General features: G+C 69.7%; 21 protein-coding genes. 7 read left to right on the top strand and 14 right to left on the bottom strand.

Going from position 1 to position 26,646, the window contains the following annotated elements; translation table 11 throughout:
* Positions 1-3 precede the first annotated feature (3 nt).
* From OX89_RS09995 to sufT, 4 genes are read left to right on the top strand one after another with little or no spacing between them, the layout of a single operon-like run.
* Positions 4-1,251 carry a SufD family Fe-S cluster assembly protein gene (locus OX89_RS09995; protein ID WP_047350507.1) on the top strand — a complete coding sequence of 416 codons (1,248 nt, stop codon included), beginning with the start codon at positions 4-6 and terminating at the stop codon, positions 1,249-1,251.
* Positions 1,244-2,509: an aminotransferase class V-fold PLP-dependent enzyme gene (locus OX89_RS09990; RefSeq protein WP_047350506.1), complete on the top strand. Its 1,266-nt coding sequence runs from the start codon at positions 1,244-1,246 to the stop codon at positions 2,507-2,509. The genes OX89_RS09995 and OX89_RS09990 overlap by 8 nt, the downstream gene beginning before the upstream one ends.
* Complete coding sequence (gene sufU / locus OX89_RS09985; RefSeq protein ID WP_011806006.1) at positions 2,506-2,985, top strand: Fe-S cluster assembly sulfur transfer protein SufU; 480 nt, start codon at positions 2,506-2,508, stop codon at positions 2,983-2,985. The genes OX89_RS09990 and sufU overlap by 4 nt, the downstream gene beginning before the upstream one ends.
* Positions 2,982-3,539 carry a putative Fe-S cluster assembly protein SufT gene (gene sufT / locus OX89_RS09980; RefSeq protein ID WP_015913741.1) on the top strand — a complete coding sequence of 186 codons (558 nt, stop codon included), beginning with the start codon at positions 2,982-2,984 and terminating at the stop codon, positions 3,537-3,539. Before sufU ends, sufT begins: the two co-directional genes overlap by 4 nt.
* 67 nt (positions 3,540-3,606) lie before the next feature.
* Here the strand turns inward: sufT and OX89_RS09975 are convergent, their stop codons facing one another.
* From OX89_RS09975 to OX89_RS09960, 4 genes are all read right to left on the bottom strand, one after another.
* Complete coding sequence (locus tag OX89_RS09975) at positions 3,607-3,906, bottom strand: DUF2249 domain-containing protein (protein WP_011806004.1); 300 nt, start codon at positions 3,904-3,906, stop codon at positions 3,607-3,609.
* Positions 3,907-3,975: 69 nt separating this feature from the next.
* A complete protein-coding gene (locus OX89_RS09970) occupies positions 3,976-5,181 on the bottom strand; it encodes an NnrS family protein (protein WP_047350505.1) in 1,206 nt (401 codons plus the stop codon).
* Between the two features lie 102 nt (positions 5,182-5,283).
* A complete protein-coding gene (locus OX89_RS09965; protein WP_047350542.1) occupies positions 5,284-6,525 on the bottom strand; it encodes an NAD(P)/FAD-dependent oxidoreductase in 1,242 nt (413 codons plus the stop codon).
* 70 nt (positions 6,526-6,595) lie between these two features.
* A complete protein-coding gene (locus tag OX89_RS09960; RefSeq protein ID WP_047350504.1) occupies positions 6,596-7,762 on the bottom strand; it encodes an ABC transporter substrate-binding protein in 1,167 nt (388 codons plus the stop codon).
* A gap of 193 nt (positions 7,763-7,955) precedes the next feature.
* On the opposite strand from OX89_RS09960, the gene OX89_RS09955 reads away from it, so the two are divergent.
* Entirely contained in the window at positions 7,956-8,456 is a 501-nt protein-coding gene (locus OX89_RS09955) for an acyl-CoA thioesterase (RefSeq protein ID WP_047350503.1), read from the top strand.
* Positions 8,457-8,460: 4 nt separating this feature from the next.
* On the opposite strand, the gene cobA is transcribed toward OX89_RS09955, so the two are convergent.
* The 8 genes from cobA to OX89_RS09915 form a co-directional block, all read right to left on the bottom strand.
* On the bottom strand, positions 8,461-9,270 hold the full coding sequence (gene cobA / locus OX89_RS09950) for a uroporphyrinogen-III C-methyltransferase (RefSeq protein WP_047350502.1): 810 nt from the start codon (positions 9,268-9,270) through the stop codon (positions 8,461-8,463).
* On the bottom strand, positions 9,267-10,196 hold the full coding sequence (gene ybiB, locus OX89_RS09945; protein ID WP_047350501.1) for a DNA-binding protein YbiB: 930 nt from the start codon (positions 10,194-10,196) through the stop codon (positions 9,267-9,269). The genes cobA and ybiB overlap by 4 nt, the downstream gene beginning before the upstream one ends.
* A gap of 93 nt (positions 10,197-10,289) precedes the next feature.
* Entirely contained in the window at positions 10,290-13,148 is a 2,859-nt protein-coding gene (locus tag OX89_RS09940) for a nitrate reductase (protein WP_047350500.1), read from the bottom strand.
* 369 nt (positions 13,149-13,517) lie between these two features.
* Positions 13,518-13,907 carry a nitrite reductase small subunit NirD gene (gene nirD, locus OX89_RS09935; protein ID WP_047350499.1) on the bottom strand — a complete coding sequence of 130 codons (390 nt, stop codon included), beginning with the start codon at positions 13,905-13,907 and terminating at the stop codon, positions 13,518-13,520.
* A 76-nt stretch (positions 13,908-13,983) separates the two neighbouring features.
* Complete coding sequence (nirB, locus tag OX89_RS09930; RefSeq protein ID WP_047350498.1) at positions 13,984-16,449, bottom strand: nitrite reductase large subunit NirB; 2,466 nt, start codon at positions 16,447-16,449, stop codon at positions 13,984-13,986.
* Positions 16,450-16,938: 489 nt separating this feature from the next.
* The gene (locus OX89_RS09925) at positions 16,939-18,525 is read right to left on the bottom strand and encodes an efflux transporter outer membrane subunit (protein WP_047350497.1); all 1,587 of its coding nucleotides are present in this window, start codon (positions 18,523-18,525) and stop codon (positions 16,939-16,941) included.
* Positions 18,522-21,689, bottom strand: coding sequence for an efflux RND transporter permease subunit (locus OX89_RS09920; protein WP_047350496.1), 3,168 nt, complete (start codon positions 21,687-21,689; stop codon positions 18,522-18,524). Before OX89_RS09920 ends, OX89_RS09925 begins: the two co-directional genes overlap by 4 nt.
* Positions 21,690-21,707: 18 nt before the next feature.
* Positions 21,708-23,048, bottom strand: a complete 1,341-nt coding sequence (locus tag OX89_RS09915; RefSeq protein WP_047350495.1) for an efflux RND transporter periplasmic adaptor subunit — start codon at positions 23,046-23,048, stop codon at positions 21,708-21,710.
* Positions 23,049-23,424: 376 nt separating this feature from the next.
* Here OX89_RS09915 and OX89_RS09910 point away from each other — a divergent pair, with 376 nt between their 5' ends.
* Both OX89_RS09910 and OX89_RS09905 read left to right on the top strand, forming a co-directional pair.
* The gene (locus OX89_RS09910; protein ID WP_047350494.1) at positions 23,425-24,084 is read left to right on the top strand and encodes a DUF937 domain-containing protein; all 660 of its coding nucleotides are present in this window, start codon (positions 23,425-23,427) and stop codon (positions 24,082-24,084) included.
* Positions 24,085-24,263: 179 nt separating this feature from the next.
* Complete coding sequence (locus OX89_RS09905; RefSeq protein ID WP_011805990.1) at positions 24,264-24,701, top strand: CBS domain-containing protein; 438 nt, start codon at positions 24,264-24,266, stop codon at positions 24,699-24,701.
* Positions 24,702-24,877: 176 nt separating this feature from the next.
* Here OX89_RS09905 and OX89_RS09900 read toward each other — a convergent pair whose 3' ends face one another.
* Together OX89_RS09900 and ntrB are read right to left on the bottom strand one after the other, a co-directional pair.
* Entirely contained in the window at positions 24,878-25,681 is an 804-nt protein-coding gene (locus OX89_RS09900; RefSeq protein WP_047350493.1) for an ABC transporter ATP-binding protein, read from the bottom strand.
* A complete protein-coding gene (ntrB, locus tag OX89_RS09895) occupies positions 25,678-26,619 on the bottom strand; it encodes a nitrate ABC transporter permease (protein WP_011805988.1) in 942 nt (313 codons plus the stop codon). Before ntrB ends, OX89_RS09900 begins: the two co-directional genes overlap by 4 nt.
* Between the last annotated feature and the right edge of the window lie 27 nt (positions 26,620-26,646).

The raw sequence follows: 26,646 nt of genomic DNA, 5'->3' as shown, positions 1-26,646 counted from the left end.
ACCATGAACAGCGCACAAGCCGACATGCACGCCGCGCGCGAGCGCCTGCAGACGCAGGGCTGGATTGCGCGGCGCAGCGAAGCCTTTCACCACCTGCCCCCGCCCGTGCTGCAGGACTGGCTGGGAACGCAGGCCGAGGTCGTCGATGAGGCCTCGTTGCCCGCGGGTGCGGGCTGGACGCTGCGCCTGCCCCACGCACAGGCGGCCACCAGCGTCCAGGCGCGTTGGCTGGACGCCCTGGACCCGGCGCAGCGCGCCGAGTTGATGGCAGGGCTGCCGTCGCCAGAGTCCGGCGGTGGGGATGGGGCCGCCGCCCCCTTCGCCTGGGCGCATCGTGCCCTGTGCCGCCGGGGCCTGCGCCTGCGCGTGGCCGCCACGCCGGGCCGTGAGCGCGAGCCTGTGTGCCTGGAGCTGCACCACCAGCCCGGCGCCGCGGCCGAGGCGCCCTTGCTGGTGCTGGACGTGGAAGCCGGCGTGCAGTGCGTTCTGATCGAAACCCATGAGCGGCCTGCCGCAGACGGTCTGTCGGCCGTGTCACAAAACCTGCACGCCCACATCCGTCTGGCGCAGGGGGCACGGCTACAACACCTGCGCGTCGCTGCGCCGTTGGCCGACGACCGCGTGGCGCACCACCTGCAGGTCCATGTGGCGGCAGGTGCCGCTTATGCCCAGGCGCTGGTCGCCACGGGCGCCAGCTACCACCTGCAACGCAGCCACATCACGCTGCAGGGCGCGGGCGCCAGCGCGCGGCAGGCCGCGTTGCTGCTGTTGGCGGACGGCAAGCTGGACCAGCAGACGTACACCGACCTGCAAGCTGCACAGGCCGTGAGCCAGGTCGAGACCCTGGCCCTGGCCCAGGGCCGCGCCCACGCGGTGGCGAATGCCTATACGCGCATCGCGCCCGGCAGCGACGGGGCCGATGTGCGCCAGCGCCTGGCCGGCGTGCCGCTGGCGGGCCAGCCACGTTTGATCCTGCGCCCGCACCTGGAGATCCTGCACGACAACGTGCAGGCCGCGCACGGCGCTACCTGGGGTGCGTTGCCCGAGGATGCGCTGTTCTACGCCCGCCAGCGCGGGTTGGATGACGCGGCCGCGCGCGCGCTCATCATTGAAGGCATGGCCCAAGCGTTGCTTGATCGATGCCTGGGGGCCGAGGGGGACGGCATGCTGGCGCAGTGGCTGCAGAGCGGCTGGCTGGCCGGTGCGATCGCCCGGCTGCAGCCCACAGCCGAGGAGGCACACCATGGGTAAACCACATCCTTTGTTGCACACCGGCGGCCTGCCGGTGCAGGCACTGCGCGCGCAGTTTCCGGTGCTGGCGCAGCGCATCCACGGGCAGCCGCTGGCCTATCTGGACAACGCCGCCACCACGCAGATGCCACTGGCGGTGCAGGAAGCCATGCAGCGCTTCGAACGCCATGACCGCGCCAACATTCACCGCGGCGTGCACACGCTGAGCCAGCGCGCCACCGACGCCTTTGAAGAGGCGCGCGCCACGCTCAAGCGCTTCATCGGCGCGGGCATGCAGCATGAACTGGTCTTCACCAGCGGCACGACCGAGGCGCTGAACCTCGTGGCCCAAGGGTTGTGGGCCGCGGGGCCGGGCAAGGCCTGGCTGCGCCCCGGCGACCGCATCATCGTGAGCGGGCTGGAGCACCATGCCAACCTGGTGCCCTGGCAGCAGGCTGCACGCATGAGCGGGGCGGAACTGGTCGTCCTCCAGCCCGACGCGCAGGGACGCGTGCATGAGGCCGATCTGGCGCCATTGCTCACACCCAACACCCGCGTGCTGGCACTCACGGCCTGCGCCAATGCCACGGGCGAGCGTCCTCCGTATGAGGCGCTGCTGGCCATGGCACGCGCGGCTGGCGCCCTCACGGTGCTGGATGCCGCGCAGGCGGTGGGCCATGCCATGCCCGCTCTGGCGGAGCTGGAGGCGGACTTCATGGCCTTCTCCGGCCACAAGATGTACGGGCCCATGGGCACCGGCGCACTGGCCGGCCGGCGCGAGGCGCTGGAGCGGTTGTACCCGCTGCGCCTGGGGGGCGACATGGTGGAGTGGGTGAGCTACACCGCTGCGGGCTATGCGGCGCTGCCTGCGCGGCTGGAAGGCGGCACGCCCAACGTGGCCGGGGCCGTGGGCCTGGCGGCGGCGGCGCGCTTCATCGATGGTATTGGCCGAGAGGCCATTGACCTGCACGTGCAGGCCCTGCGCGCGCAGGCGCTGGCGGGCTTGTCGGCACTGGAGGGTGTGACGGTGCTTGCCCCGCATGCCACGCAGGCGTCGCTGGTGTCGTTTGTGGCACGCGACGTGCACCCGCACGACATCGGCACGCTGCTGGACGAGCGCGGCATCGCCGTGCGCACGGGCCACCACTGCGCACAGCCGCTGCAGGAGCACCTGGGGATGGGGCCGACCACGCGCGCATCGTTCGCGCTGTACAACAGCCATGAGGAGGTCGAGCGCTTGATCGCCGGCGTGGCACAGGCGCTGGAGGTCATGCGATGACTGGATTCACCGGCAACGCCGAGAACGAGCTGTACCAGGAAGTGGTGCTGGAGCACAAGCGCGCACCGCGCAACTTCGGCCATCTGCCGCAGCCCACGCACCAGGCGCAGGGCACCAACCCGTCGTGTGGCGACCGCATTGCCGTGGAACTGCAGCTGCAGCAAGGGCGCGTGCAGGACATCCGCTTCACCGGCCAGGGGTGCGCGATTTGCATGGCCTCTACCTCGATGATGACCGAGGCCGTGAAGGGCAAGGAGGTTGCCGCCGCGCAGGCGCTGCAGCAGCACTTTCGTGCGGTGCTGACGGGAGAGGAGGCGCCTGAGGACGCCCCGCTGGGCAAGCTGGTCAGCCTGGCCGGCGTGCGCCAGTACCCCAGCCGCATCAAGTGCGCCCTGCTGGGCTGGCATGCGCTGATGCATGCGATTGCCGACAACGGCAACGGCCAGAGCGTAAGTACTGAGGAGGAGCCCGCATGACCTACCGCCGCCATCGCGAGGATGTGCTGGTGCGCCGCAACGTGACCGTGGAGGCGATTCCCAGCGGCGAGCCGATCGAACTGGAGGCCGGGCAACTGGCGCAGATCACGCAGGCGCTGGGTTCGTCCTTCACGCTGCTGGTCGAAGGCCAGCTCATGCGGCTGAAGGGTGTGGATGCCGACGCTATCGGCAAGACGCCGCCCGAGACTATCACTGCGCCCGCGGACCTGCCCATCGAGGAACTGGAGCCGCTGGTGTGGGAGACGCTGCGCACCTGCTACGACCCGGAGATCCCGGTGAACATCGTGGACCTGGGCCTGGTGTACCGGCTGGCTTTCGAGCCCTTGCCCGACGATGCCCACAAGGTGCGCGCGCTGGTGGACATGACGCTCACCGCCCCCGGCTGCGGCATGGGCGAAGCGATTGCCGACGAGGTGTGCGACAAGCTGCTGGCCCTGCCGCGCGTGGGCGAGATCACGGTGAATCTGGTGTTTGACCCGCCCTGGGACCGCTCCATGATGAGCGAGGAGGCGCAGCTGGCGCTGGGGCTGTGAAGCAGGGACGATCAAAAAGGGGCAGGTGATACCTGCCCCTTTTGCTTTGGTTGAGTGGCTTCGCCGATCAGCCGCAGCAGGCACCGCCCGAGCAGCAGGAGTCTTCAGCCTCTGCGGCAGCCTGGGTCTTGGATGCCAGCTTGGTGATTTCGATCTGCCACTGTCGGGGGCCTGCCTCCAGGTACGCCCACTGGAACTGGCCGGGTGCGCGGCCTTCCAGTTGCATGCGCAGCGGCACGGGGTCGTGGTCGTTCACGATCTGCAGCGACTCGCCCGCGCCCAGCGCGTCCAGGCGGCCAAAGATTTGCGCATGGCGCTCATAAGGAGCGATGGTGCGTACGTCGATCACGGAAACGGTGTTGCTCATGGTTCAACCTTTCGGGTGTGTGTAAAAAAAGGGGGGAGGGAGCTTGCAGTTGTGAGGCATGGGCCGGCATCAGCCGTCCTTGCCGTCCAGACGGGTGCGCATCAGCCAGGGGGTGTAGATCACGAGGTAGATCGCGAAGGCGATGGCCCACAGGCAGGCGGCGCCTTCCAGCGCATAGGCGTACCACGCGGGTTGCACGGCGGGCACCAGCACGCGCAGCACGGCGGCCAGCATCACCAGGGCATAGGCCACCACTTCGCCGCGCGAGGGCTGCAGCGGCCGGCCCGTATGGCCGCGCGCGGTGCGCGTGACCATGCCGATGATCAGCCCGCCGATCACGCCCACGGCAAAGGCATGCACGGCCAGCGACGGCACGACCCAGCCCAGTTGCGCCAGCGCCAGCAGCACGAAGCCCAGGGGCAGCCATGCGTACGAAGCGTGCAGGATCCAGAGGATGGGGCGCTTGAACGTGACCTGCGGATGCCACTTCCACAGCCGCACCGCATGCATCACACCCGCCGCGAGGCTGGCCACCAGCACCACCGGCGCGGGCGCTGCGAACACCCACAGCGCCAGCGCCACGGCCGTGACGGCCAGCAGCAACAGCTCGAACTTGCGCGGCATGTTGATGACCAGGCCGGGCGTCACGTTGCGCGTGAACATGGGCACCACGCGGCCGGTGATCACGCTCACCACCATGAGGATCAGCGCCAGCTCGGCATACAGCGCGCTCACGGCCGGCACCGCCACGATGCCCAGCACCGAAAGATGGAACACCAGGTTGGCCGCAGCCATCAGCAGCAGCAGGCAGATCAGCGGAATGTTGCGCTTGTTGCCGGCCTTGATCAGCACGCGCAGCAGCACGGCGGCCACGGCCGGCAGCAGCAGCATGTCCAGCGTGGCATAGACGGCGTAGGGCGCCACCAGCGAAGCCAGCCGCGCGGCCAGCCACAGCAGGGCCAGCGCGCCCAGCAGCGGACCGCGGGCCGTCTCCAGGCCGGTCCAGGCCTTGACGGCGGTGAGCAGAAAGCCCACCACCACGCCTGCGGCGAAGCCGAACAGCATCTCGTGCGCGTGCCACAGCAAAGGTGACATCGGCAACGGCACCTGGATGCGGCCCAGAAAGATCGCTATCCACAGCGGCACCGCCAGACAGGCCAGCAGGGCCGTGCCCAGGTAGAAGGGCCGAAACCCCAGTCGCAGCAAAGGCCAGCCTTGCAGCGGAGCGGCGGACTGGGCCGGGCGGGAGGCGGAGACGAGCGGGGGCAGGGACATGGCGGGCCTTTGGCAGGGCGGTTTTCTTAAGATTCATTTTACATGAATATTAAAAATCGGCCAGAAATTCGCGCGCAGACGGCCCCTAGAGACGGAGGGCGTTCAGTGGAGCGGGAGGGCCTGGGCGCAGGCGTGGGCGCTGGCCCAGGCCCATTGGAAGTTGTAGCCGCCCAGCCAGCCGGTGATGTCTACCACCTCGCCGATAAAGTACAGGCCCGGCTGGGCCTTGCATTCCATGGTCTGTTGCGACAGGGCGCGCGTGTCCACGCCTCCCAGCGTCACCTCGGCCTTCTTGTAGCCTTCGGTGCCCGTGGGGGTGAGCTCCCAGCGCGCCAGCCGCTCGGCCAACCGCGCCAGGGCCTTGTCCGCGGCTTCGTTGATGGGGCGCTGCCAGTCCACGATCTGGCTGGCCCAGGCGTCGGCCAGACGGCTGGGCACGAGCGCGGCCAGTTCGTTGGCGATCAGCTTGCGCGAGCGCACCTTGGCTTGGGCCAGTGCGGCCGGCAGGTCCACGCCCGGTGCGAGGTTGATGGTCAGCGGCGTGCCCGGCTGCCAATAGCTGGAGATCTGCAGCACGGCCGGGCCCGACAGCCCGCGGTGCGTGAACAGCAGGTCTTCCACGAAGGCCATGCGTTCCTTCTTGGCGCCGGTGCTGATCTCCACCGGCAGTGCCAGCCCGGCAAGCTGTGCGTAGGGCGCCCAGGCCTGGCCGTCGAAGGTCAGCGGCACCAGGCCGGGGCGTTGCGCCACCAGCGGCAGTCCGAACTGCTGTGCCAGCCGGTAGCCGAAGTCCGTGGCACCGATCTTGGGGATGGACAGCCCGCCCGTCGCCACCACCAGGCTGCGCGCCTGCACCGGGCCGCGATCGGTATCAATTTGATAGCTGCCAGCGCTTTTACCGCCTGCCTCATCGGCCAAAAAGACCACATTCTTGACGCCGCAGGGCTGCCAGCGCTCCACGCGCCCCTGGGCGCATTCGGCCAGCAGCATGGCGATGATGTCCTCGGCCGAGCGGTCGGCAAACAGCTGGCCCTTGTGCTTCTCGTGGTAGGCGATGCCGTGGCGCTCCACCAGCGCGATGAAGTCCGCCGGCGTGTAGCGCGACAGCGCGGAGCGGCAGAACTGCGCGTTCTGCCCCACGAAGTGCTTGTGCGGCGCGCGCACGTCCAGGTCGCGGTTGGTGAAGTTGCAGCGCCCGCCGCCCGAGATGCGGACCTTCTCGGCCACCTTGTCCGCATGGTCGACGAGCAGCACCTTGAGCCCGCGCTGGCCCGCCTGGGCGGCGCAGAACAGGCCGGCGGCGCCGGCGCCGATGATGACGGCATCAAAGAAGGGTGTGGACACGGGCAGCAACCTGGCGGGCAAAGCCGCCGATTGTCGCGTACGGGCTCCGAGGCCGAGCAGTGCAGGCAGTTCAGTGCATGTAGTTGCCGTCGGGCCCGATCACGGCGATGTCCACGTAGCTGGAGCCATTGCGGTTCTGCGCACTGTACTGGTAGGTGTAGCCGCCCAGGTCCACCTTGTGCAGCCCTTCCAGGGTCGCCGCCAGCGATGCGCCCGTCACCGAAGGGCCCGCGGCGCGCAGGCCTTCAATGAGGATGCGCGCGTCCAGGTAGCCCCTGAAGCGGTCATAGTCCACGGGGTGGCCGTGGCGCTTCATGGACGCCTGGAACTCGCGTGCCACGGCGGTGGTCAGCCGCGTGGGCGGCGGCGTGGTGCGCGCCACGGCCAGCCCGCGCGCGTCACTGCCCAGCGCGCGGATGACCTGCGCACCCGCGCCCAGCGACAGCGTGTACACCGGCACGCCCAGGTGCGCCTTATTGGCGCGCACGTAGGCCACCACGGGCGGGCCCGCGGCAATCATCACCACGGCTTGCGGCCGCAGGGCCGCCAGGGCCTTGGCGGCGGCCTCGGCGTCCTGGCCGCTGCTGTGCATGGCATGGGCGCCCACGAAGGTGCCGCCCTCGGCCGTGATGGCCTTCTCGACCAGGGGCATGGCGAGCTTGCCGAAGTCGTTGTTCTCGTAGGCGACGCCGATGCGCGTGGTCTGAATGGCCACGAGGTTGCGCACGATCTTCACCAGCTCGTCCGCGTAGCTGGCGCTGGTGGTGAACAGGTAGGGGCTGCGCGCGCCGTGCACCGCGGGGCTGCCGGTGTAGACGGCCACCAGCGGCGTGCGTGCCTGCGCCAGGTAGGGCAGCAGCGCCAGCACCTGCGAGGTGCCGGCCTGGCCGAACAGGGCCACCACGCCGCTGTCCTGCACGAGCCTGCGCGCGTTGTCCAGGGCGAGCGCGGCGTCGAACTTGTCGTCCAGGGACACGAGCTGCACCTTGCGCCCTGCGACGCCGCCGGCCTCGTTGAAGTCCGCCAGGGCGGCCTCCTGCCCCTCGTGCACCGGCGTGAGGAACGGCGCCATGGGCCCCGACAGTGCCGAGGAGCGCCCGATGAGGATGGCTGCCTTGGCGTCTGCCGAGCGCTGCTGGGCCAGCGCCGGCCACGCGAGCGCACAGGCACTCGCGCACAGAGACTGCAGCAGCCGCCTGCGCGGCGCACAAGGGTGGACGATGAACGGCGTGGTCATGGGAGCTCCCTGCTTTTTGTATTGGGCTGGCGCTGCACCGCCATGGGCAGCGCAGGGGCCATGCTAGGAACGCCGGCGTACGCGCCCACTGGGGGAAACCAAGAAACCGTGACGCGGGTGTGACACGGGCGTGGCGGGTGAAGGCACGTGCTCCGGCCTCGCACGGTCGGCTTAAACACGCTCTAATACCGCCATGCACCTTCCCGCGCACCAACTCAGCATGACCGTGCTCATGTCGCCCGACATGGCCAACTTCTCCGGCAACGTCCACGGCGGCGCCATCCTCAAGCTGCTGGACCAGGTGGCCTATGCCTGCGCCAGCCGCTATTCGGGCAGCTACGTGGTCACGCTGAGCGTGGACCAGGTGATGTTCCTGCAGCCCATCCACGTGGGCGAACTGGTGACCTTCCTGGCCAGCGTCAACCATACTGGCACGTCGTCCATGGAGATCGGCATCAAGGTGGTGGCCGAGAACATCCGCACCCAGGTGGTGCGGCATGTGAACAGCTGTTTCTTCTCGATGGTGGCAGTGGACGATGCGGGCAAACCCACCCCCGTGCCGCCGCTGGCCCCCACCAGCTACGACGAGCGCCGCCGCTGGGAGGCCGCGCTGCTGCGCAAGGCCCTGCGCAGGGAACAGGCCGAGCGCTTCGCGCAGATCCGCCAGGCGGCGCAGGCCAGCGCCGCCGGCTGAGCCGTCACACCGCCCGGCTGCGCGTGCCTGCTACCGGGGCTGCATCTTCGCCGTGCGCCACGGCCTGGATGCCGCGCACCACGTCGCCGATCACGATCACCGAGGGGCTGGCCAGCCCCTCGCGGGTGATGGTGGACTGCAACTGGCCCAGCGTGGTCACCGCGTGGCGCTGCTGCGGCAGGCTCACATGCTGGATCACCACCGCCGGCGTGTGTGCAGGCAGGCCGGTGAGCAGTTCCTCCTGGATGTGGGCGCAGCCGGTCACACCCATGTAGATCACCAGGGTCAGGCGTGCATCGCGCGCGGTGGCGGCCAGCTGGCGCCAGTCGGTGCCTTGGTTCCCAGGCTTGTTGTGGCCCGTGATGAAGACCACGCCGTGCGCATGTTCGCGGTGGGTGAGCGGCGCGCCCAGCTGCGTCATGCCCGCCAGGCCGGCGGTGATGCCATTGACCACCTGCACCGGCACGCCCGCCGCGCACAGGTGCTCCACCTCTTCGCCGCCCCGCCCAAAGATGAACGGGTCGCCGCCCTTCAGGCGCACCACGGTCTCGCCCTCCTGCACGGCGGTGAGCATGAGCTTTTCGATGAACGCCTGGGGCGTGCTCTTGCAGCCGCCGCGCTTGCCCACATGCACGACACGGGCGCCGGGGCGGGCCAGCGCGACGATGGCGTCGCTCACCAGGTCGTCCACCAGCAGCACGGTGGCGGCCTGGATGGCCTTCACCGCCTTGAGGGTGAGCAGCTCGGGGTCGCCGGGGCCGGCGCCCACCAGGGTGCAGCTGCCTGCATGGGCTGGAAGAGAAGGTGTGGTCATGACGAGGCCTGTGCAGTGATTTGACGGCTCAAGTGCAAGATATGTTCCACCTGCTGGCGCAGGGCAGGGGGCACGGGCGCGTCGCCCGCCAGCACGCGCCGGGTATAGGCGGCGGTGGTGGCTACGTCGATCTCGGTCGGCAGGCCCGGCACTTCGGCGGCCGTGCCGGGCTGCTGGTCTTGCAGCAGTTGGTGCGTGCCGCCAATGAAGGCGTCGTAGCGCGGCGTGCGGCGCGGGTCGGCCGCCACCTCGCCCTCCAGCCCGCGCGACAGCAACGCGTGCGCGCCCAGCGTGGCAAAGGTGCCGCTCAGGATGTCGAAATATTCGGGGTGTGTGAAGCTGCTCACCACCAGCGCCGGGCCGGCGCAGGGGTTCATCAGCTTGGCCACGCTGTGCCCCGGTGTGCGCAGGCCGATCACCTCGCGCACCGCCAGCAGGCGCGCCAGCCCGGGCAGCAGCACCGCGGTGCCGATGTGCGCCACGCTGCCGGGTGCTATGGATTGAGGAGCTGTTAGCGCAGGTATATCCAGCGCTTCAAGCACATTTGATGCCAGAACGCGGCGCGCCTCGGTGCGCATGCTGTGCAGCAGCACGGGCAGGCCTTCGCGCGCCAGCAGCAGCGCCAGCAGCGGCGTGAGCACGGGCAGCTTGCGCGCGCCGTTGTAGCTGGGCAGCACGATGAGCGGCTGCCCGCCCGCACAGGCCGGTATGGCGGCGATGCGCGCATGCACCGCGTCCAGCAGGCCGCACATTTCCTCGGCGGTCTCGCCCTTGATGCGCATGGCCACGCAGAAGGCGCCGATCTCCAGATCGGTCACCTGGCCGTCGAGCACTTGCCCGAACAGATCGGCGGCTTGCGCGCGGTCCAGTGCCTTGGCGCCGCGTGCGCCGCGGCCGATTTCCTTGATGTAGTGGCTGATGCCCATGGGGTATTGGCTGGCGGGTGGGACGAGTGGTGTCCATTCTGCGGCATGTCTGATAACCGCCCGTTATATGCGTGCGGCGAATTGTGTGCCGCGTCATGCTGCCTGCACCGCAGTGGTGCCTATGCCGGCGACCGCCGCCTGCACCATGCGCTTGAGCTCGGGCACGCAGGAGCCGCATTGCGTGCCGCAGCGCAGCGCGCCCTGCAACTGCGCCAAGCGCTCGGCCGGGCTGCCCTGGCACTGGCCCAGGCGCTCGGTGATGTCGGTATCGGTCACGTTCATGCAGACGCACACCCGCTTGCCGCGTGCGGCCACGGCCACGGGCGGCTGCTGGGTGGGCAGCAGCAGCAACCGTCCGTAGGATTGAACGGGCAGTTCTTCCTGCAGCAGCGTGCGCAGCCAGCCGCCAGCGCTGCCATTGCCGGCCAGCAGCAGTGCGTCCAAAGTGGTGCGGCCGTCGGCCTGGCGCTGCAGGCGCGCGGCGCGGTGCTGGGCGCGGCGGCGGTCGGCGTAGCGCAGCGTGCCAGGCCCGTCCAGGTGCAGCAGGTGCTCGATGCGAGCGAGCAGGGCCGGTGGCGGCGCCTCGTGCGCGGCGCCGCGCAGCAGAACGCCCGTGCGCGCGGGACCTGCCGCCGGCGCGGCGCCGCTGAAGGGCACGCAGTGGGCGAAGGGTAGCTCTGGCATCAGCGCGGCCAGGGCCTCGCGCGCGGCCAGGGCTTCATCTTCGGGCAGCCAGGCCATGGCCAGCAGCGTCCAGGGCAGCTCGGCCTTGAGCACCTTCACCGCCGCGTGCTTGAGCTCCGGCTGTTTGGAGCCAGGGCAGAAGGCCGGCGTGGTGAGCGCGTTCACGCCCGCCAGCGGCCGGCCCGTGCTGGAGCGCCCGCCCAGGTATTCGCCGCCCCAGTGCATGGCCATGAAGGCCTGCCCGGGTGCCAGTGTGTCGTCGGCCTGCACGGGCGCGATGATGGAGCCGCGCGCGCTGGTCACATGCGCCAGGTCGCCAGCGGCCAGCTGCAGGCGCTGCAGGTCCTGCGGGTGCATCTGCAGCGCGGGCTCGGACGCGTGGCCGAACAGCCGCCCCAGCGTGCCGGTGCGGCTCATGCCGTGCCACTGGTCGCGCAGGCGTCCCGTGGTCAGGCTGAACGGGTAGCGCGCGCTGGGCGGCTCGGCCAGGGGCTGCCAGGCTGCGGGGACGAAGCGCGCACGCCCGTCGGGTGTGGGAAAGACGCCGTCCGCATACAGGCGCGCGCGGCCCGCGCGGGCGCCGCTCGGGTAGGGCCACTGCTGCGGCCCGTCTGCCTCCAGCGCGGCCCAGGTCAGGCCGGTGATGTCCAGGTCGCGCCCGCGCGTGGTCTCGCGGTGTTCGTTCCAGATGGCCTCGGCACAGGCCTGCGCCGTGTCCCCGGCGTAGGGGAACAGCGTGGGCTGGCCGGGGCGCAGGTGCCTCTCCAGCCGCTGCGCCAGCGCCAGCGCGATCTGCCAGTCGTGCCGCGCGCCGCCGGGTGCGGCCACTGCAGCGCGCACGCGGCTGATGCGGCGCTCGCTGTTGGTGACGGTGCCGGTCTTCTCGCCCCAGGTGGTGGCAGGCAGCAGCAGGTCGGCGTACTGTGCGGTGGCGGTGGTGGCGAAGGCCTCCTGCACCACCACAAACTCGGCACGTTGCAGGGCGCGGCGCACGGTGGTCTGGTCGGGCAGGCTCTGCGCGGGGTTGGTGCAGGCGATCCACAGCGCCTTGATCGCGCCGTCGGCCGCGGCCTGGAACATCTCCACCGCCGTCATGCCGGGCCGCGCGGGCACCGACTCCACGCCCCACAGCCGGGCCACTTCGGCGCGGTGGTCGGGGTTGGCCATGTCGCGGTGCGCGGGCAGCAGGTTGGCCAGGCCCCCCACCTCGCGCCCGCCCATGGCGTTGGGCTGGCCCGTCAGGCTGAAAGGGCCGGCGCCCGGTTGGCCGATCTGCCCGCAGGCCAGGTGCAGGTGGATCAGCGCGGCGTTCTTGGCCGTGCCGCTGGTGCTCTGGTTCAGGCCCTGGCAGTACAGGCTCAGCGTGGGCCGGCGTGGCCCACCCTCCGCCATGCTCTCCACGCCGGCGAACCAGCGCGCTGCGGTGGCAATGTCCTGCGGCGGCAGGCCGCAGACGGCAGCAGCGCGCTCGGGCGTGCAGTCCTGCACCACGGCCTGCAGATCGGCAAAGCCGCTGGTGTGGCGCGCGATGTAGCCCTGGTCCACCCAGCCCTCGCGCAGCATCACGTGCAGCATGGCGTTGAACAGCATCACGTCGCTGCCCGGCAGCAGGGGCAGGAACAGATCGGCCATGGCCGCAGTGTCGGTGCGGCGCGGATCGGCCACGATGATCTTCATGGCCGGGTTGGCGGCGCGCGCGTCCTCGATGCGGCGAAACACGATGGGGTGCGCCCAGGCCGTGTTGCTGCCGGCGATGAACAGGCACTGCGCGTGGCCCAGGTCGTCGTAGCAGGCGGGCGGCGCGTCGGCGCCCAGCGTGGCCTTGTAGCCAACCACGGCGCTGCTCATGCACAGGCGCGAGTTGGTGTCGATGTTGTTGGTGCCGATCAGGCCCTTGGCCAGCTTGTTGAAGACGTAGTAATCCTCGGTGAGCAACTGGCCACTCAGGTAGAAGCCCACCGCGTCGGGGCCGTGGCGGTCGATGGTGGCGGCGAAGCGCTGCGCCGCGGTGTCGAGAGCCGCGTCCCAGTCGATGGGGTGCGCTGCCTGGCCGCGCTGCGGGCGCAGCTGGGGTTGCAGCAGCCGGGTCTGCAGTGTGACGGGCCGGCTGGCGGTGAGGTGCAGGGTGCTGCCCTTGGTGCACAGGCGGCCGAAGTTGGCGGGGTGGTGGGGGTCGCCGCGCACGCCGGTGATGGTGTCGCCGTCGGACTGGATGATCACGCCGCAGCCTACGCCGCAGTAGGGGCAGGTGGAACGGGTTTCTTGCATGGCGTGTTCTCTTGGTATTTTTGGGCTTTAGGGCTTGTGGTGTGGGCGCGAGTAGCTATTCTTTTGGATGTGGCTGGCCGGGACTCGCCCCGGCGGGCGAGGTACTTTTCTTTGCTTCGCCAAAGCAAAGTACCCAAAAGAAAGGCGACCCTACAGGCTGCGTCCCTTCGCTTCGCTGCGGGCAACCTGCGGTGCTCGCGTCCAGCGGGGTCTCGCTCAAACTCGCTTCGCTCAAACAATCGCGAGCCCTGATCCGCTGGCCGCTGCGCTCCTCGGCGCATCCTGAAGGGAACCAGGAAACCGGACAGCCCATTCGGGCCATCGCTGCGCTCGGCCTGGCCTTGCGCGGCGCGTTGCGCCTGCGCGGGGTCATGGTGGGTTTGCCTTGCAGCGCACCGCGGGGCCGGCCACGGGGCGTTGCAGGTCCAGGGCGTGGTGGGCCAGTTCCTGGGCGTCCAGGTAGACGGTGCCGGCTTCCACCTTGACCTGAAAGCGCGGCGTGCAGCCTTCGTCGGGGGCGGCGGCCTGGCCGTCGCACAGGCCGATGGTCCAGTTGTGCAGCGGGCAGGCCACGCTGTTGCCGAAGACGATGCCCTGGCTCAAGGGGCCGCCCTTGTGGGGGCAGCGGTCGAGCAGGGCGAACACACCGCCGGCGTCGTTGCGGAAGACGGCCACGTCCATGCCGTGCGGGCGGGCCACGCGGCGCGCGCCGAGCACGGGGATGTCGTCCAGGGAGCAGATCGGGGTCCAGGTGGTCATAGCTATTCCTTTAGGAGCTGTTGGCGCTTGCTGGCAGGGCGTGACAGGCACTTTTGGCTGAAACTCATGCCAACGTTCATGCGGGGATGGGCGTGATCGGGATGAACTGGCGCCGGTCCACCGCTGCCGGCTCGAACTCGAACCACGGGTCGGGCTCGCCCGCCAGCGCGTCCTGCAGCTCGCGCCACAGCGCCTGGCGGCCGGGGGCATCTTGGAGTACGCGGCGCTTGACGTAGTCCAGTCCCACGCGGGCGACGAAGTGCACCGTGCGCTCCAGGTACCAGCCCTCCAGGCGGTACAGCTGCATGAAAGCGCCCGTGTACTCCAGCACCTCCTCGGCGGTCTTGAGCTTGGTAAAGAACTGCGCCACCTCGGTCTTGATGCCGCCGTTGCCGGCCACGTACATCTCCCAGCCCGAGTCCACGCCGATGATCCCCACGTCCTTGATCCCGCTCTCGGCGCAGTTGCGCGGGCAGCCGCTGACGGCGAACTTGACCTTGTGCGGCGCGTACATGCCCACGAAGGCGTGCTCCAGGTCCTTGCCGAGCTGCGTGCTGTCCTGCGTGCCCATGCGGCACCACTCGCTGCCCACGCAGGTCTTCACGGTGCGCAGCGCCTTGGCGTAGGCGTGGCCGCAGGGCATGCCGATGTCGCGCCAGACGTTGACCAGGTCTTCCTTCTTCACGCCCAGCAGGTCGATGCGCTGGCCGCCCGTGACCTTCACCGTGGGGATCTGGTACTTGTCCACCACGTCGGCGATGCGGCGCAGTTCGGCGGCACTGGTCTCGCCGCCCCACATGCGCGGCACCACGCTGTAGGTGCCGTCCTTCTGGATGTTGGCGTGGCTGCGCTCGTTGATGAAGCGGCTTTGCGGGTCGTCCCGCGCCTCCTTGGGCCAAGTGCTGATGAGGTAGTAGTTCACGGCCGGGCGGCAGGTGGCGCAGCCGTTGGGCGTCTTCCACTCCAGGAAGCGAAACACGCCGTCCACGGTCAGCAGCCGGTGTGTGCGGATGGCTTCGCGCACGGCCTGGTGGCCGTGGTCGGTGCAGGCGCACACGGGCTTGGTCTTGGGCGTGGCGGAATAGTCGCCGCCCGCAGTGGCCATGAGGATCTGCTCCACCAGCCCGGTGCACGAGCCGCAGCTGGCGCTGGCCTTGGTGTGCTTGCGCACCTCGTCCAGCGTGAACAGGCCCTTGTCCTTGATCGCCTTGCAGATCTGGCCCTTGGTCACGCCGTTGCAGCCGCAGACCTCGTCGCTGTCGGCCATGGCGGCGGCCTTGTTCTGGCCCTGATGGCCCGCGTCGCCCAGGTGCGATTCGCCGAACATGAGCCGGTCGCGGATGTCGGCCACGCTGCGGCCGTCACGCAGCAGCTTGAAGTACCAGCTGCCGTCCACCGTGTCGCCATAGAGGCAGGCGCCCACGAGCCGGTCGTCCTTGAGCACCAGCTTCTTGTACACACCGCCGCCCTCGGCATGCGGGTCGCTGAGCACGATCTCCTCCGTGCCCTCGCCGCCCTGGAAGTCGCCGGCGGAAAACAGGTCGATGCCCGTGACCTTGAGCTTAGTGGAGGTGAGCGAGCCCTGGTAGCGCCCGATACCCCATTCCGCCAGGTGGTTGGCCAGCACCTTGCCCTGCTCGAACAGCGGCGCCACCAGCCCGTAGGCGATGCCGCGGTGCGCCGCGCATTCGCCCACGGCGTAGATGCGCGGGTCGGTCACGGTCTGCAGCGTGTCGCTGACGACGATGCCGCGGTTGACGTGCAGGTGCATCTGCTCGGCCAGGGCCGTGTTGGGGCGGATGCCCACGGCCATCACCACGAGCTGGGCGGGCACCTCGCTGCCGTCCTTGAAGCGCACCGCGGCCACGCGGCCGTCGCCGCCGGCCACCAGTTCCTGCGTTTGGGCCTGCATCAGGAACTGCATGCCGCGCTCGGCCAGCGACTGCTGCAGCAGCTTGCCCGCCACGTCGTCAAGCTGGCGCTCCATGAGCCACTCGCCCGCATGCACCACGGTGACCTGCATGCCGCGCTTCATGAGGCCGTTGGCCGCCTCCAGGCCCAGCAGGCCGCCGCCGATCACCACGGCGTGCTTGTAGCTGGCGGCAGCGTCGATCATGGCCTGCGTGTCCGCGATGTCGCGGTAGGCCAGCACGCCGGGCAGCTCACGGCCCGGAATGGGCAGCATGAACGGGTTGGAACCCGTGGCGAGAATCAGCCGGTCGTAGGGCGCCTCGACGGTGCGCCCGTCATGCGCCACGCCATGCACGGTGCGCCGCGTGCGGTCCACATGGGTCACGGTGCACCCCGCGTGCAGCGTGATGTGGTGGTCCGCATACCAGGACCAGTCGTTGAGGACGATCTCCTCCAGCGTCTGCTCGCCCGCCAGCACGGGCGACAGCAGGATGCGGTTGTAGTTGGGGTGCGGCTCGGCGCCGAACACCGTGATGTCGTAGAGGTCGGGCGCGATCTTGAGCAGCTCTTCCAGCGCGCGCACGCCTGCCATGCCATTGCCCACCATCACCAGCCTGGATTGCTTCACCATCGTCTCCCCGGCGGGAATGCCCCGCGCAGCCACATCAACAAAAAAAGGCGTCCGCACGCCGCACCGGGCAGGGGCCTGGTTGCGGGTGGGGACGCCTTCGTCCCGCGAGCCCTGCCTCCGCCGTTGGAGAGGGCACGCGCTGCGGCCTACCGTGGCCGCGCTGGCTTCAATGCAATGGGCGTGCCAGGGTGCGGCGGGGTGAGAGGTGTGCGCTCATGGGTTGGGCTGAATAGTCCGCTAGCGCTTGATGGGCAGGCGCGATCAGCTATGGTTTTAGGAGCAATCGCGCGCTTGGCCGGGCGTGGCGGGCTGCGCACCGCCGTGGTGCAAGTGGCGGCGCGATGGTGCGGGCGCTGGCGTCCTGATGGCGCCCGGACCTCGTAGGGGATGTTGTGCCGGTGGCGTGGCCCCTGCGTGCGCGCCCGGTGCACCGCAATTGAACAAGAACAGCGTCCAGCGCTTGTCCCTCAGGCGCTACCAGCGATGGAATCAGGAGCCGCCTGCCGGCGGTGGTGTTGGGTCCGTCCAGGCGCCGCCCAGCACCTTGTAGAGCGTCACGCGGTTGACCTGCTCGGCCAATTGCAGCGTGATCTGCGCCTGCTGTGCGGCATACAGCGTGCGCTGCGCGTCCAGCACGGCGAGGTAGTTGTCCGCACCGAGGCGAAAGCGTGCGTCCGACAGCTGCAGCGTGCGCTGGGTGGCCTGCACCAGCGAGCCCTGCGCCTGCAGGCGCTCGGTGAGCGTGGCGCGCTCGGCCAGCGCGTCGGCCACCTCGCGGAAGGCGGTCTGGATGGCCTTCTCGTACTGGGCCACGGCGGTGTCGCGCGTCACCTCGGCCACGCGCAGGTTGGCCTGGTTGCGGCCGGCGTCGAAGATCGGCATGCGGATCTGCGGCGCGAACGCCCAGGTGCCGTTGCCGCCCTCGAACAGGCCCGTCAGCGCATTGCTGGCCGTGCCCACCGAGGCCGTGAGCGTGATCGACGGAAAGAACGCCGCGCGGGCCGCGCCGATATTGGCCGTGGCGCCCTGCAGTGCATGCTCGGCCGCGCGCACGTCGGGGCGGCGCAGCAGCACGCTGGACGGAACGTCTGCAGGCACGGCCAGCAGCGCCGTTGCGGGCGCCGCGGGCTCGGCCAGCGCGGGGACGGGGGACCGGGGGGCAGGACTGTCCGCAGTACCGGTGCCGGGAGCGGGCTGGGTTGCCGGCGTGGCCGGGCCCGCCATGGCCGTGACCGGCATGGCCGTTTCCACGGTGGCCACGCTGGCGGGTAACAACGCTGGGGGCACGGGCGATCCCACCAGCAGGGCCAGGGCGTTGCGGCTGCGCGCCAGCTGCGAGACGAAGGCGGCCGCATCCACGCGTGCGGTGTCGGCCGCCGACTGGGCCTGCGCCAGCACCAGGCCCGAACTGGCGCCTAGTTCATGGCTGCGCTGCGTGAGTTCCAGGGCCTGCTGGCGCGTGCGCAGGGTCTCGCGTGCCAGTTGCAGGCGGCGCGCGTCGGCGTCCAGCGTGAGCCAGGCGCCGATCACCTCGGCCACCAGGCTGAGCTGCACGCTGCGGCGGTTCTCCGCCACGCGCAGGAACTCCTGCAGCGCGGTATCGTGCAGGTTGCGCACGCGGCCGAAGAAGTCGATCTCGTAGCTGCTGAAGCCCAGTGTGGCGCTGTACTGGCTGGTGGTGTTGGAACGGCCCGCGGCGGTCAGGTCGTCGGCGGTGCGGCTGCGGTTGCCCGCGCCGGCCGCGTTCACCGTGGGAAAGCGGTCGGCCTGCACCACGCCGTACTGCGCGCGGGCCTTGTCGATGGCCAGTACCGCCACGCGCAGGTCGCGGTTGTTCGCCAGGGCCTGTTCCACCACCGTGCGCAGGCGGGCGTCCTGCACGAAGTCTTGCCAGGCCATGGGACCTCCGTCCGGCAGCGCCACGGCGCCGGCGGTCGGTGGCTGGGGCAGGGGCGATGCCACCGTGTCCGGCACGGGCAGCGGCGGCGCTTCGTAGCGTGGCGCCAGGTTGCAGCCGGCCAGCAAGGCGCAGGCCAGGGCGGCGGTCACAGGCGTGAAGGGATGGGGGCGCGTCATGCGGCACTCTCCGGGTGGATGGGGGCAGGCTGGGCCGCGTCGTCCTGGCGCGAGCGGCTCTTGAACCAGCTGCGGATCAGCAGGAAAAACACCGGCACCATGAAGATGCCCAGCACCGTGGAGGCCACGGTGCCGCCCAGCACGGCCGTGCCGATGGCATTGCGCCCGCCCGCGCCGGCGCCCGTGCCCAGGGCCAGCGGCACCACGCCGAAGCCGAAGGCCAGCGAGGTCATGAGGATGGGGCGCAGGCGCATGCGCACGGCTTCCAGCGTGGCATCCAGCAGCTTGCGGCCCTGTTCCTGCAACTGCACGGCAAACTCGACGATCAGGATGGCGTTCTTGGAGGCCAGGCCCACCGTGGTGATCAGGCCGACCTGGAAGTACACGTCGTTGGCCAGGCCCCGCGTCCAGGTCGCCAGCAGAGCGCCCAGCACGCCCAGCGGCACGGCCAGCATCACCGACAGGGGCACGGTCCAGCTCTCGTACAGCGCGGCCAGGCACAGGAACACGAACAGGATCGAGATGGCGTACAGCAGCGGCGCCTGCGCGCCGGATTGGCGCTCCTGCAGCGAGGCGCCCGTCCATTCGTACGCAATGCCGGGCGGCAGGCCCTTCAGGATGTCCTCCACGATCTTCATGGCCACGCCCGAGCTGACGCCCGGCGCGGCGCTGCCCACCATCTCATAGGCGGGCGCGCCGTTGTAGCGCATGAGCTGCGGCGAGCCATAGGCCCAGTGGGCCTTGGAGAAGGTGCCGAAAGGCACCATCTCGCCGTTCTTGTTGCGCACGGTCCACTTGCCGATGTCCTGCGGCAGCATGCGGTGCGGCGCGTCGCCCTGGATGTAGACGCGCTTGACGCGGCCGTTGTTCAGAAAGTCGTTCACGTAGGTGCCGCCCATGCCGCTGGAGAGCACGCTGTTGATGGCGTCGTAGCTCAGGCCCAGCGCGGCGGCCTTGCGGTCGTCGATGTCCAGGCGCAGCTCGGTGGCGTCGTCCAGGTTGGTGGTGCGCAGGTTGGTCAGCTCGGGGTGCTTGCGCGCCTCGGCCAGGAACCGGTCCTTGGCGGCCAGCAGCGCCTCGTGCCCCAGGCCGTTGATGTCCTTGAGCATGAAGTTGAAGCCTGCGTTGGAGCCCAGGCCGCGCACGGCCGGCGGTTGCGACACGAAGATGCGCGCGTCGCGGATCTTGGCCAGCTCCTGGGTGGCGCGGTGGGCGATGGCCGCCGCGGACTGGCTGGCCAGCGGCCGCTGGTCCCAGGGCTTGAGGCGGATGAATGCGCGCGCCGAGCTCTGGTCGCCGTTCAGGCCCGAGACCTGGTTGAAGCTGATGACCTCGGGCACGTCCTTGAAGTACAGATTCACCTGGTCCAGCACGTCCTGCAGTCGCGCGTCGGTGGCTCCAGCGGGCAGGTTGACGTTGGCCAGGATGTAGCCCTGGTCTTCATCGGGCAGGAAGGCCGTCGGCACGCGGCCGATGATCCACCACACGGCCAGGCAGATGGCGGCAAAGATCAGCAGCATGCGCTTGGCGCGGTGCAGCATCCAGCGCACGCCGCGCTGGTAGCGCAGCGTGTTGGTCTCGAAGTGGCGGTTGAACCAGAGGAAGAAGCGGTCGTTCAGCCCCAGCAGGCCGCGGCGCACCTGCGGGTCCTTGCCCAGGTGGGCGGACGGCTTGAGGATGCTGGCGCACAGCGCCGGCGTGAGCGTGAGCGCCACCAGCACCGACAGCGCCATCGCCGCCACGATGGTGATGGAGAACTGCCGGTAGATCACCCCCGTGGAGCCGCCGAAGAACGCCATCGGCACGAACACCGCCGACAGCGTGAGGCCGATGCCCACCAGCGCGGGCGTGATCTCGCGCATCGAGTGGCGCGTGGCCTCTTTGGGCGAGAGGCCCGACTCGTGCATCACGCGCTCGACGTTCTCCACCACCACGATGGCGTCGTCCACCAGCAGGCCGATGGCCAGCACCAGCGCGAACATGGTCAGCGTGTTGATCGAGTAACCCGCCGCGGCCAGCACGCCGAAGGTGCCCAGCAGCACCACTGGCACGGCGATCGCAGGGATCAGCGTGGCGCGGAAGTTCTGCAGGAAGATGAACATCACGATCACCACCAGCACCATGGCCTCGCCCAGCGCGGTGGCCACTTCGCGGATCGAGGCGCGCACGAAGGGCGTGGAGTCGGAGCTGACGAAATAGTCGATCTGGTTGGGGAAGTAGGGCTTGAGCTCCGCCAGCTTGGCGGCCACGGCGTCCGACACCGCCATGGCGTTGGCGCCGTCGGCCAGCACGATGCCCATGCCCGCGCCCGGGCGGCCGTTGAGCTTGGCCTTGACCGTCAGGTTGTCGGGGCCCAGTTCCACGCGCGCGACGTCCTTCACCGTGACCACCGAACCGTCGGTGGCGGTCTTGAGCACGATGTCCTCGAACTCCTGCACCGTCTGCAGCTTGGTGCGCGCGGTGATGGTGGCGTTGAGCTGCTGGTCGGGCACGGCGGGCAGCGCGCCGAGCTGGCCGGCCGAGACCTGTGCGTTCTGCGCGTTGAGGGCGCTGATCAGGTCCGACGGCATGAGCTGGAATTTCTCCATCTTGGCCGGGTCCATCCACAGGCGCATGGCGTAGAAGGTGCCGAACACGCGGATGTCGCCCACGCCGTCCAGGCGGCCGATCACGTCCACGAGGTTGGAGTTCAGGTAGTCCCCGATGTCCACCGCGCTCATGTTCGGGTCGCCCGAGAAGAAGCTGTAGGTGACCAGGTAGTCCTGGCCGCCCTTGTTGACGAACACGCCCCGGCTCTTCACGGCATCGGGCAGGCGGTTCATGGCCGACTGCAGCTTGTTCTGCACCTGCACCTGGGCCACGTCGATGTTGGTGCCCGGCGCAAACGTGAGGGTGGTGGCCGAGCGGCCCGACGCATCCGACGTCGAGCCCATGTAGATCATGTTGTCGATGCCCTTGAGCTGCTGCTCGATGATCTGCGTGACCGAGTTTTCCACGGTCTCGGCCGAAGCGCCCGTGTACTGCGCGGAGATGGTCACGCGCGGCGGTGCGATGTCGGGGTATTGCTCCAGCGGCAGCGTGAAGATCGCCAGGCCGCCCGCCAGCATGATGATGATGGACAGCACCCACGCGAAGATGGGGCGGTTGATGAAGAACTGGGCCATGTGCGCCTGACCTCGTGCTCAGCGGGATGCGCCGGGGCGGGCGGTGATGTCTACGCTCTGGCCCGCCGCGGGGGTGGCGCTGGCGGCGGGTGCTGGCGCCGCGGCGGCCGGGCCCTTCTTGGTGTTCAGGTCCACCACCTGGGGCGCCACCTTGTCGCCGGGCTTGATGCGTTGAAAGCCATCCACCACCAGGCGCTCGCCGGGTTGCAGGCCGCTGTCCACCAGCCAGCGGTTGCCCAAGGCGCGCGCCAGTTCCACGGGGCGCTTCTCGACCACGTTGTCGGCGTTGACCACCAGCACGCTGGCGCGGCCCGTCAGGTCGCGGTGCACGGACTGCTGCGGGATCAGCAGCGCGTCGCTGGCCAGGCCCGTGGGCAGCAGCGCCTGCACGTACATGCCGGGCATGAGCACGCCGTCGGGGTTGGGCACCACGGCGCGCAGCGTCACCGTGCCCGTGGTGTCGTTGACGATCACGCCCGCAAATTGCAGCCGGCCTTCGTGCGGGTAGTCGCTGCCGTCGTCCAGCCGGATGCGCACGCGCATCTGGTTGCCGTCCACCTTCTGGTAGCGGCCGGCCTCCCAGTCGCGCTTGAGCTGCACCAGCTCGGTGCTGGACTGGGTGAAGTCCACGTACATCGGGTCCATCTGCACGATGGTGGTGAGCGCATTGGCCTGGTTGGCCGTCACCAGCGCGCCAGGGGTGACGCTGGACAGGCTGATGCGTCCGGCGATGGGCGCTTCGATGCGGCTGTAGCGCAGGTTGATGCGTGCCGTCTCCAGGTTGGCGCGGGCCACGCCCACGTCGGCGCGGGCCTGCGCGGCCGCGGCCTGGCTCTCGTCATAGGCCTGGCGGCTGATGGCGTCGATCTTGACCAGTTCGGCATTGCGGCGCGCATTGGCCTCCTGCGTGCGCGCCGTGGCCTCGGCGCGGGCCAGAGTGGCCTCGGCGCTGGCCTCGGTGGCGCGCAGCGGGCGGTCGTCGATCTGGTACAGCGGCTGGCCCTTGCGCACCAGCGCACCCTCGGTGAACAGGCGCTGCTGCACGATGCCCGAGACCTGGGGGCGCACCTCGGCGGTCAGGTAGGCGCGGGTGCGGCCGGGCAAGGTGGCGTCCAGTTGCTGCGCGCGCGTTTGCAGGGTGACCACGCCCACGGCGGCGGGGCCCTGTGGCTCGGTGGCTGGCGCGTCCTTGCCGCCACAGGCCGCCAGGCCCAGCGCCAGGGCCAGGCCAGCCAGCCGCTGCGCGAGCGCGCCGTGACGGGCCGCAGAGGTGCACGAGGGGGAAAAAGCGGGTGAAGCGGAAAGACGGGGGGCGCGGGCGGGGCGCTCAATGGGCGCGGGTGTCGTCGCGTGGATCATGGGGCGAAGGCGCAAGGTCTGGAAAGGGTGGCGCAGAGCAGGAAAGCGGGGCCTGGAAGGGCGTCGCAGGGCGCTCCGCTCTGCAGGCACGCGTTGCACTTTCGCACATTGACGGCAAGGCTGCCGTGGTAGCAGCGATTCTTCATGCTTCTTTACAAGGCATTGTCAAAGGGCGTCGCGCGCCGCAGAGCCCCCGCCGGCAGGGCGTGGGGGGCGGCTGTTGGCGCTTTAAATCGGCGCTTTGGGCTTGTGTGTTCAGCGTTTGTGGCTATGTAAATGATAGCTACCGACATGCAGCGAAGCCGTGCAGCGCCTACCATGTACGCCTGACGCGGCTGCCGTGGCCGGGCATCACCGTCTGAAGGAGTTGCCTGCCATGAACACTTCCACTTCCGCATCCACCCCGCTGCTGACCCAGCAGCTTTTGCAGCACCTGCAGGGGGCGCCGCTGCAGCAGATGGCCCAGCGCCTGGGCACCGACACCGCCCAGACGCAAAGCGCCGTGGAGATGGCCCTGCCGCTGCTGCTGGGTGCCCTGGGGCGCAACGCCGAGGGGCCGCAGGGTGCGCAGTCGCTGCTGGGGGCGCTGCAGCGCGACCACATGGACGCCACGGCCCAGGGCATCGGCGGCCTGGACCTGGGCGGGCTGCTGGGGTCGGTGCTGGGCGGCGGCATGGCCGGCGGCGCCGGGCAGGGCGGCGACGCGGGCGCCATCCTGGGCCATATCTTCGGCGGTGGCCGCGAGAGGGCCGAAGCCGGCCTGGGCCAGGCCAGCGGACTGGGGGCGAACGCCGGTCAGCTGCTGCAGATGCTGGCGCCCATCGTCATGGCGTTCCTGGCGCAACGGGTGCGCAGCGACGGGCTGGACGCGGGTGGCCTGGGGCAGGTGCTGGGCCAGGAGCGCGCCCAGGTGCAGCGCACGGGCGCGCCCGGCGGCGATCTGCTGGGCAGCCTGCTGGACCAGGACGGCGACGGCCAGGTGGGCCTGGGCGACCTGTTCAAGATCGGCGGCAGCCTGCTGGGTGGGCGGCGCTGAGCGCAGCGGCTCAGGCCGCGCCTGCAGCTTCCAAAAGCATAGCTGCACTCGCCCGGCCCGTGGGCGCTGCGACCACCTGGTTGCAACAAATTTTGAACCCGGTTGCGCGCCCGCCCTGGTTCGGCGGACACTGTGGGCGCGTGTTCGGTTTCGTTCCATCCACAGCCAGGGAGGCAGCCATGACGACTGTTGCAGAAATCCTCAGAACCAAAGCCGATGGGCAGGTCCATGCCGTCGAACCTTCGGACACCGTGCTCACCGCGCTGCGGCGCATGGCCGACAAGGGCATCGGTGCGCTGCTGGTGATGGAAGGCGATCAGATCGCGGGCATCTTCACCGAGCGCGACTACGCCCGCAAGATGGTGCTGTTGGGCCGCTCCTCGGGCGACACCCCGGTGAGCGAGGTGATGACGCGCGCGGTGCGCTTCGTGCGGCCCGCGCAGAGCGCCGAGCAGTGCATGGCGCTGATGACAGAAAACCGGCTGCGGCACCTTCCGGTGGTGGAGGGCGGGCGCGTGGTGGGGCTGGTGTCCATCGGCGACCTGGTCAAGAGCGTGATTTCGGAGCAGCAGTTCATCATCGAGCAGATGGAGCTTTACATCACGGGGGTGCGGTGACGGTGTTCCGGGCGGGCCTGTGCCGAGCGGGGCGCGGGCTCTGTGAAGCCCTGCGGTGTGAGTTTCTTCGTCGCTGGCCGGGACTCGCCCCGGCCAGCGGCATGAAACCCAAGGGCAAATGATCAAAAACAATAGCTGCCAGCGCTTACCCAGCAAGCGCTAGAGCCCAAAAACCCTCAAGCCGCTCTCTCCACGTGCCCCTGCCGCGTGTAGAGAAAGTCGATCACCGCCTTGCGGCACTGCAGGTACCGCGCATCCTCCGCCAGCGCCACCCGGTTGCGCGGGCGTGCAATGCCCACGTCCAGCACCTCGCCAATGGTGGCGGCGGGGCCGTTGGTGAGCATCACGATGCGGTCGGACAGCAGCACGGCCTCGTCCACGTCGTGCGTGACCATGACCACGGTGCTGCGCGTGCGCGCCACGATCTCCAGCAGCTCGTCCTGCAGCCGTGCGCGCGTGAGCGCGTCCAGCGCGCCGAAGGGCTCGTCCATCAGCAGCACCTGGGGCTCCATCGACAGCGCGCGTGCGATGCCCACGCGCTGCTTCATGCCGCCCGATATCTCGCCGGGGCGCTTGTGCGCGGCATGGGCCAGGCCCACCAGTTCCAGCGCGGCGTGGGTGCGCTCCTTCAGCCGGGCCTTGGACTCGCGCGCGCCGAACACGCGTTCCACGGCCAGGTGCACGTTGCCTTCGCAGGTCAGCCAGGGCAGCAGCGAGTGGTTTTGGAACACCACCGCGCGCTCGGGACCGGGGCCCTTGATCTCGCGCCCGGCGCAGATCAGCGCGCCGGCGGTGGGCGTGGTCAGGCCCGCGATCAGGTTCAGCAGCGTGCTCTTGCCGCAGCCCGAGTGGCCGATCAGTGCCACGAATTCGCCCCGGGCGATGGCCAGGTCGATGCCGCGCAGCGCGGGAAACATGCCCTTGGCGGTGCGGAAGGTCTGCTCGACCCCCTGGATCTGCAGGAATTTTGCGTCGCTCATGATTGCACCTCCTCGAACGTGAAGGCCGTGGCCAGCCGGACCAGCGCCCATTCCAGCAGCAGGCCCACGCCGCCGATGACGAAGATGGCCACCAGGATGTTGGTGACGTTCAGGTTGTTCCACTCGTCCCACACCCAAAAGCCAATGCCCACGCCGCCGGTGAGCATCTCGGCCGCCACGATCACCAGCCAGGCCGTGCCCACGGCCAGGCGCACGCCGGTCAGCATGTAGGGCAGCACCGCCGGGAACAGGATGGTGGTGGCGATCTTCCATTCGCTCAGGTTGAGCACGCGCGCCACGTTCATGTAGTCCTGCGGCACGCGTTGCACACCCACGGCGGTGTTGATGACCATGGGCCAGATGGAGCAGATGAAGATCGTCCAGATGGCGGCCGGGTTGGCGCCCTTGAACACCAGCAGGCCGATGGGCAGCCACGCCAGCGGCGAGACGGGCCGCAGCAGGCTGATGACCGGGTTGCACATGCGCGAGAGGAACGCGAAGCGCCCGATCACGAAGCCCGCCGGTATGCCCACCAGCGCGGCCAGGCCGAAGCCCACGGCCACGCGCTGCAGGCTGGCCAGCACGTTCCAGCCCACGCCCTGGTCGTTGGGGCCGTTGCGGTAGAACGGGTCGCTGAAGATCTCCACCGCCTGCGCCCAGGTCTGCAGCGGGCCAGGAATGCTCTGGCCCGTGGTGGCCGAGACCACGGCCCACAGGCCCAGCAGCAGGCCCACGCCGCACAGCGGCGGCAGCACGGCCAGCCAGAGGGCGTTCCAGCGCTGGCGCGCGTCGCTGCGCGGGGGTGGGCTGGCAGGCCCTGAGGCTTTTGGGTCTGCAGCGCTTGTGGGATGGGCGCTAACAGCTATCGGTTTGGAAGCATCGGACGCGCCGGCCGGCGCTTGCGGCTCCAGCGGGCTGTGAAAGACGGCACTGACCATGGTTTCTCCTGGTGGGGGTGGGGCGAT

Source organism: Diaphorobacter sp. J5-51, from assembly GCF_001023515.1.
Lineage (GTDB): Bacteria > Pseudomonadota > Gammaproteobacteria > Burkholderiales > Burkholderiaceae_C > Diaphorobacter > Diaphorobacter nitroreducens.
Note: the sequence above shows the minus strand (reverse complement) of the source record. Positions and strands in the feature narration are given on the sequence as shown.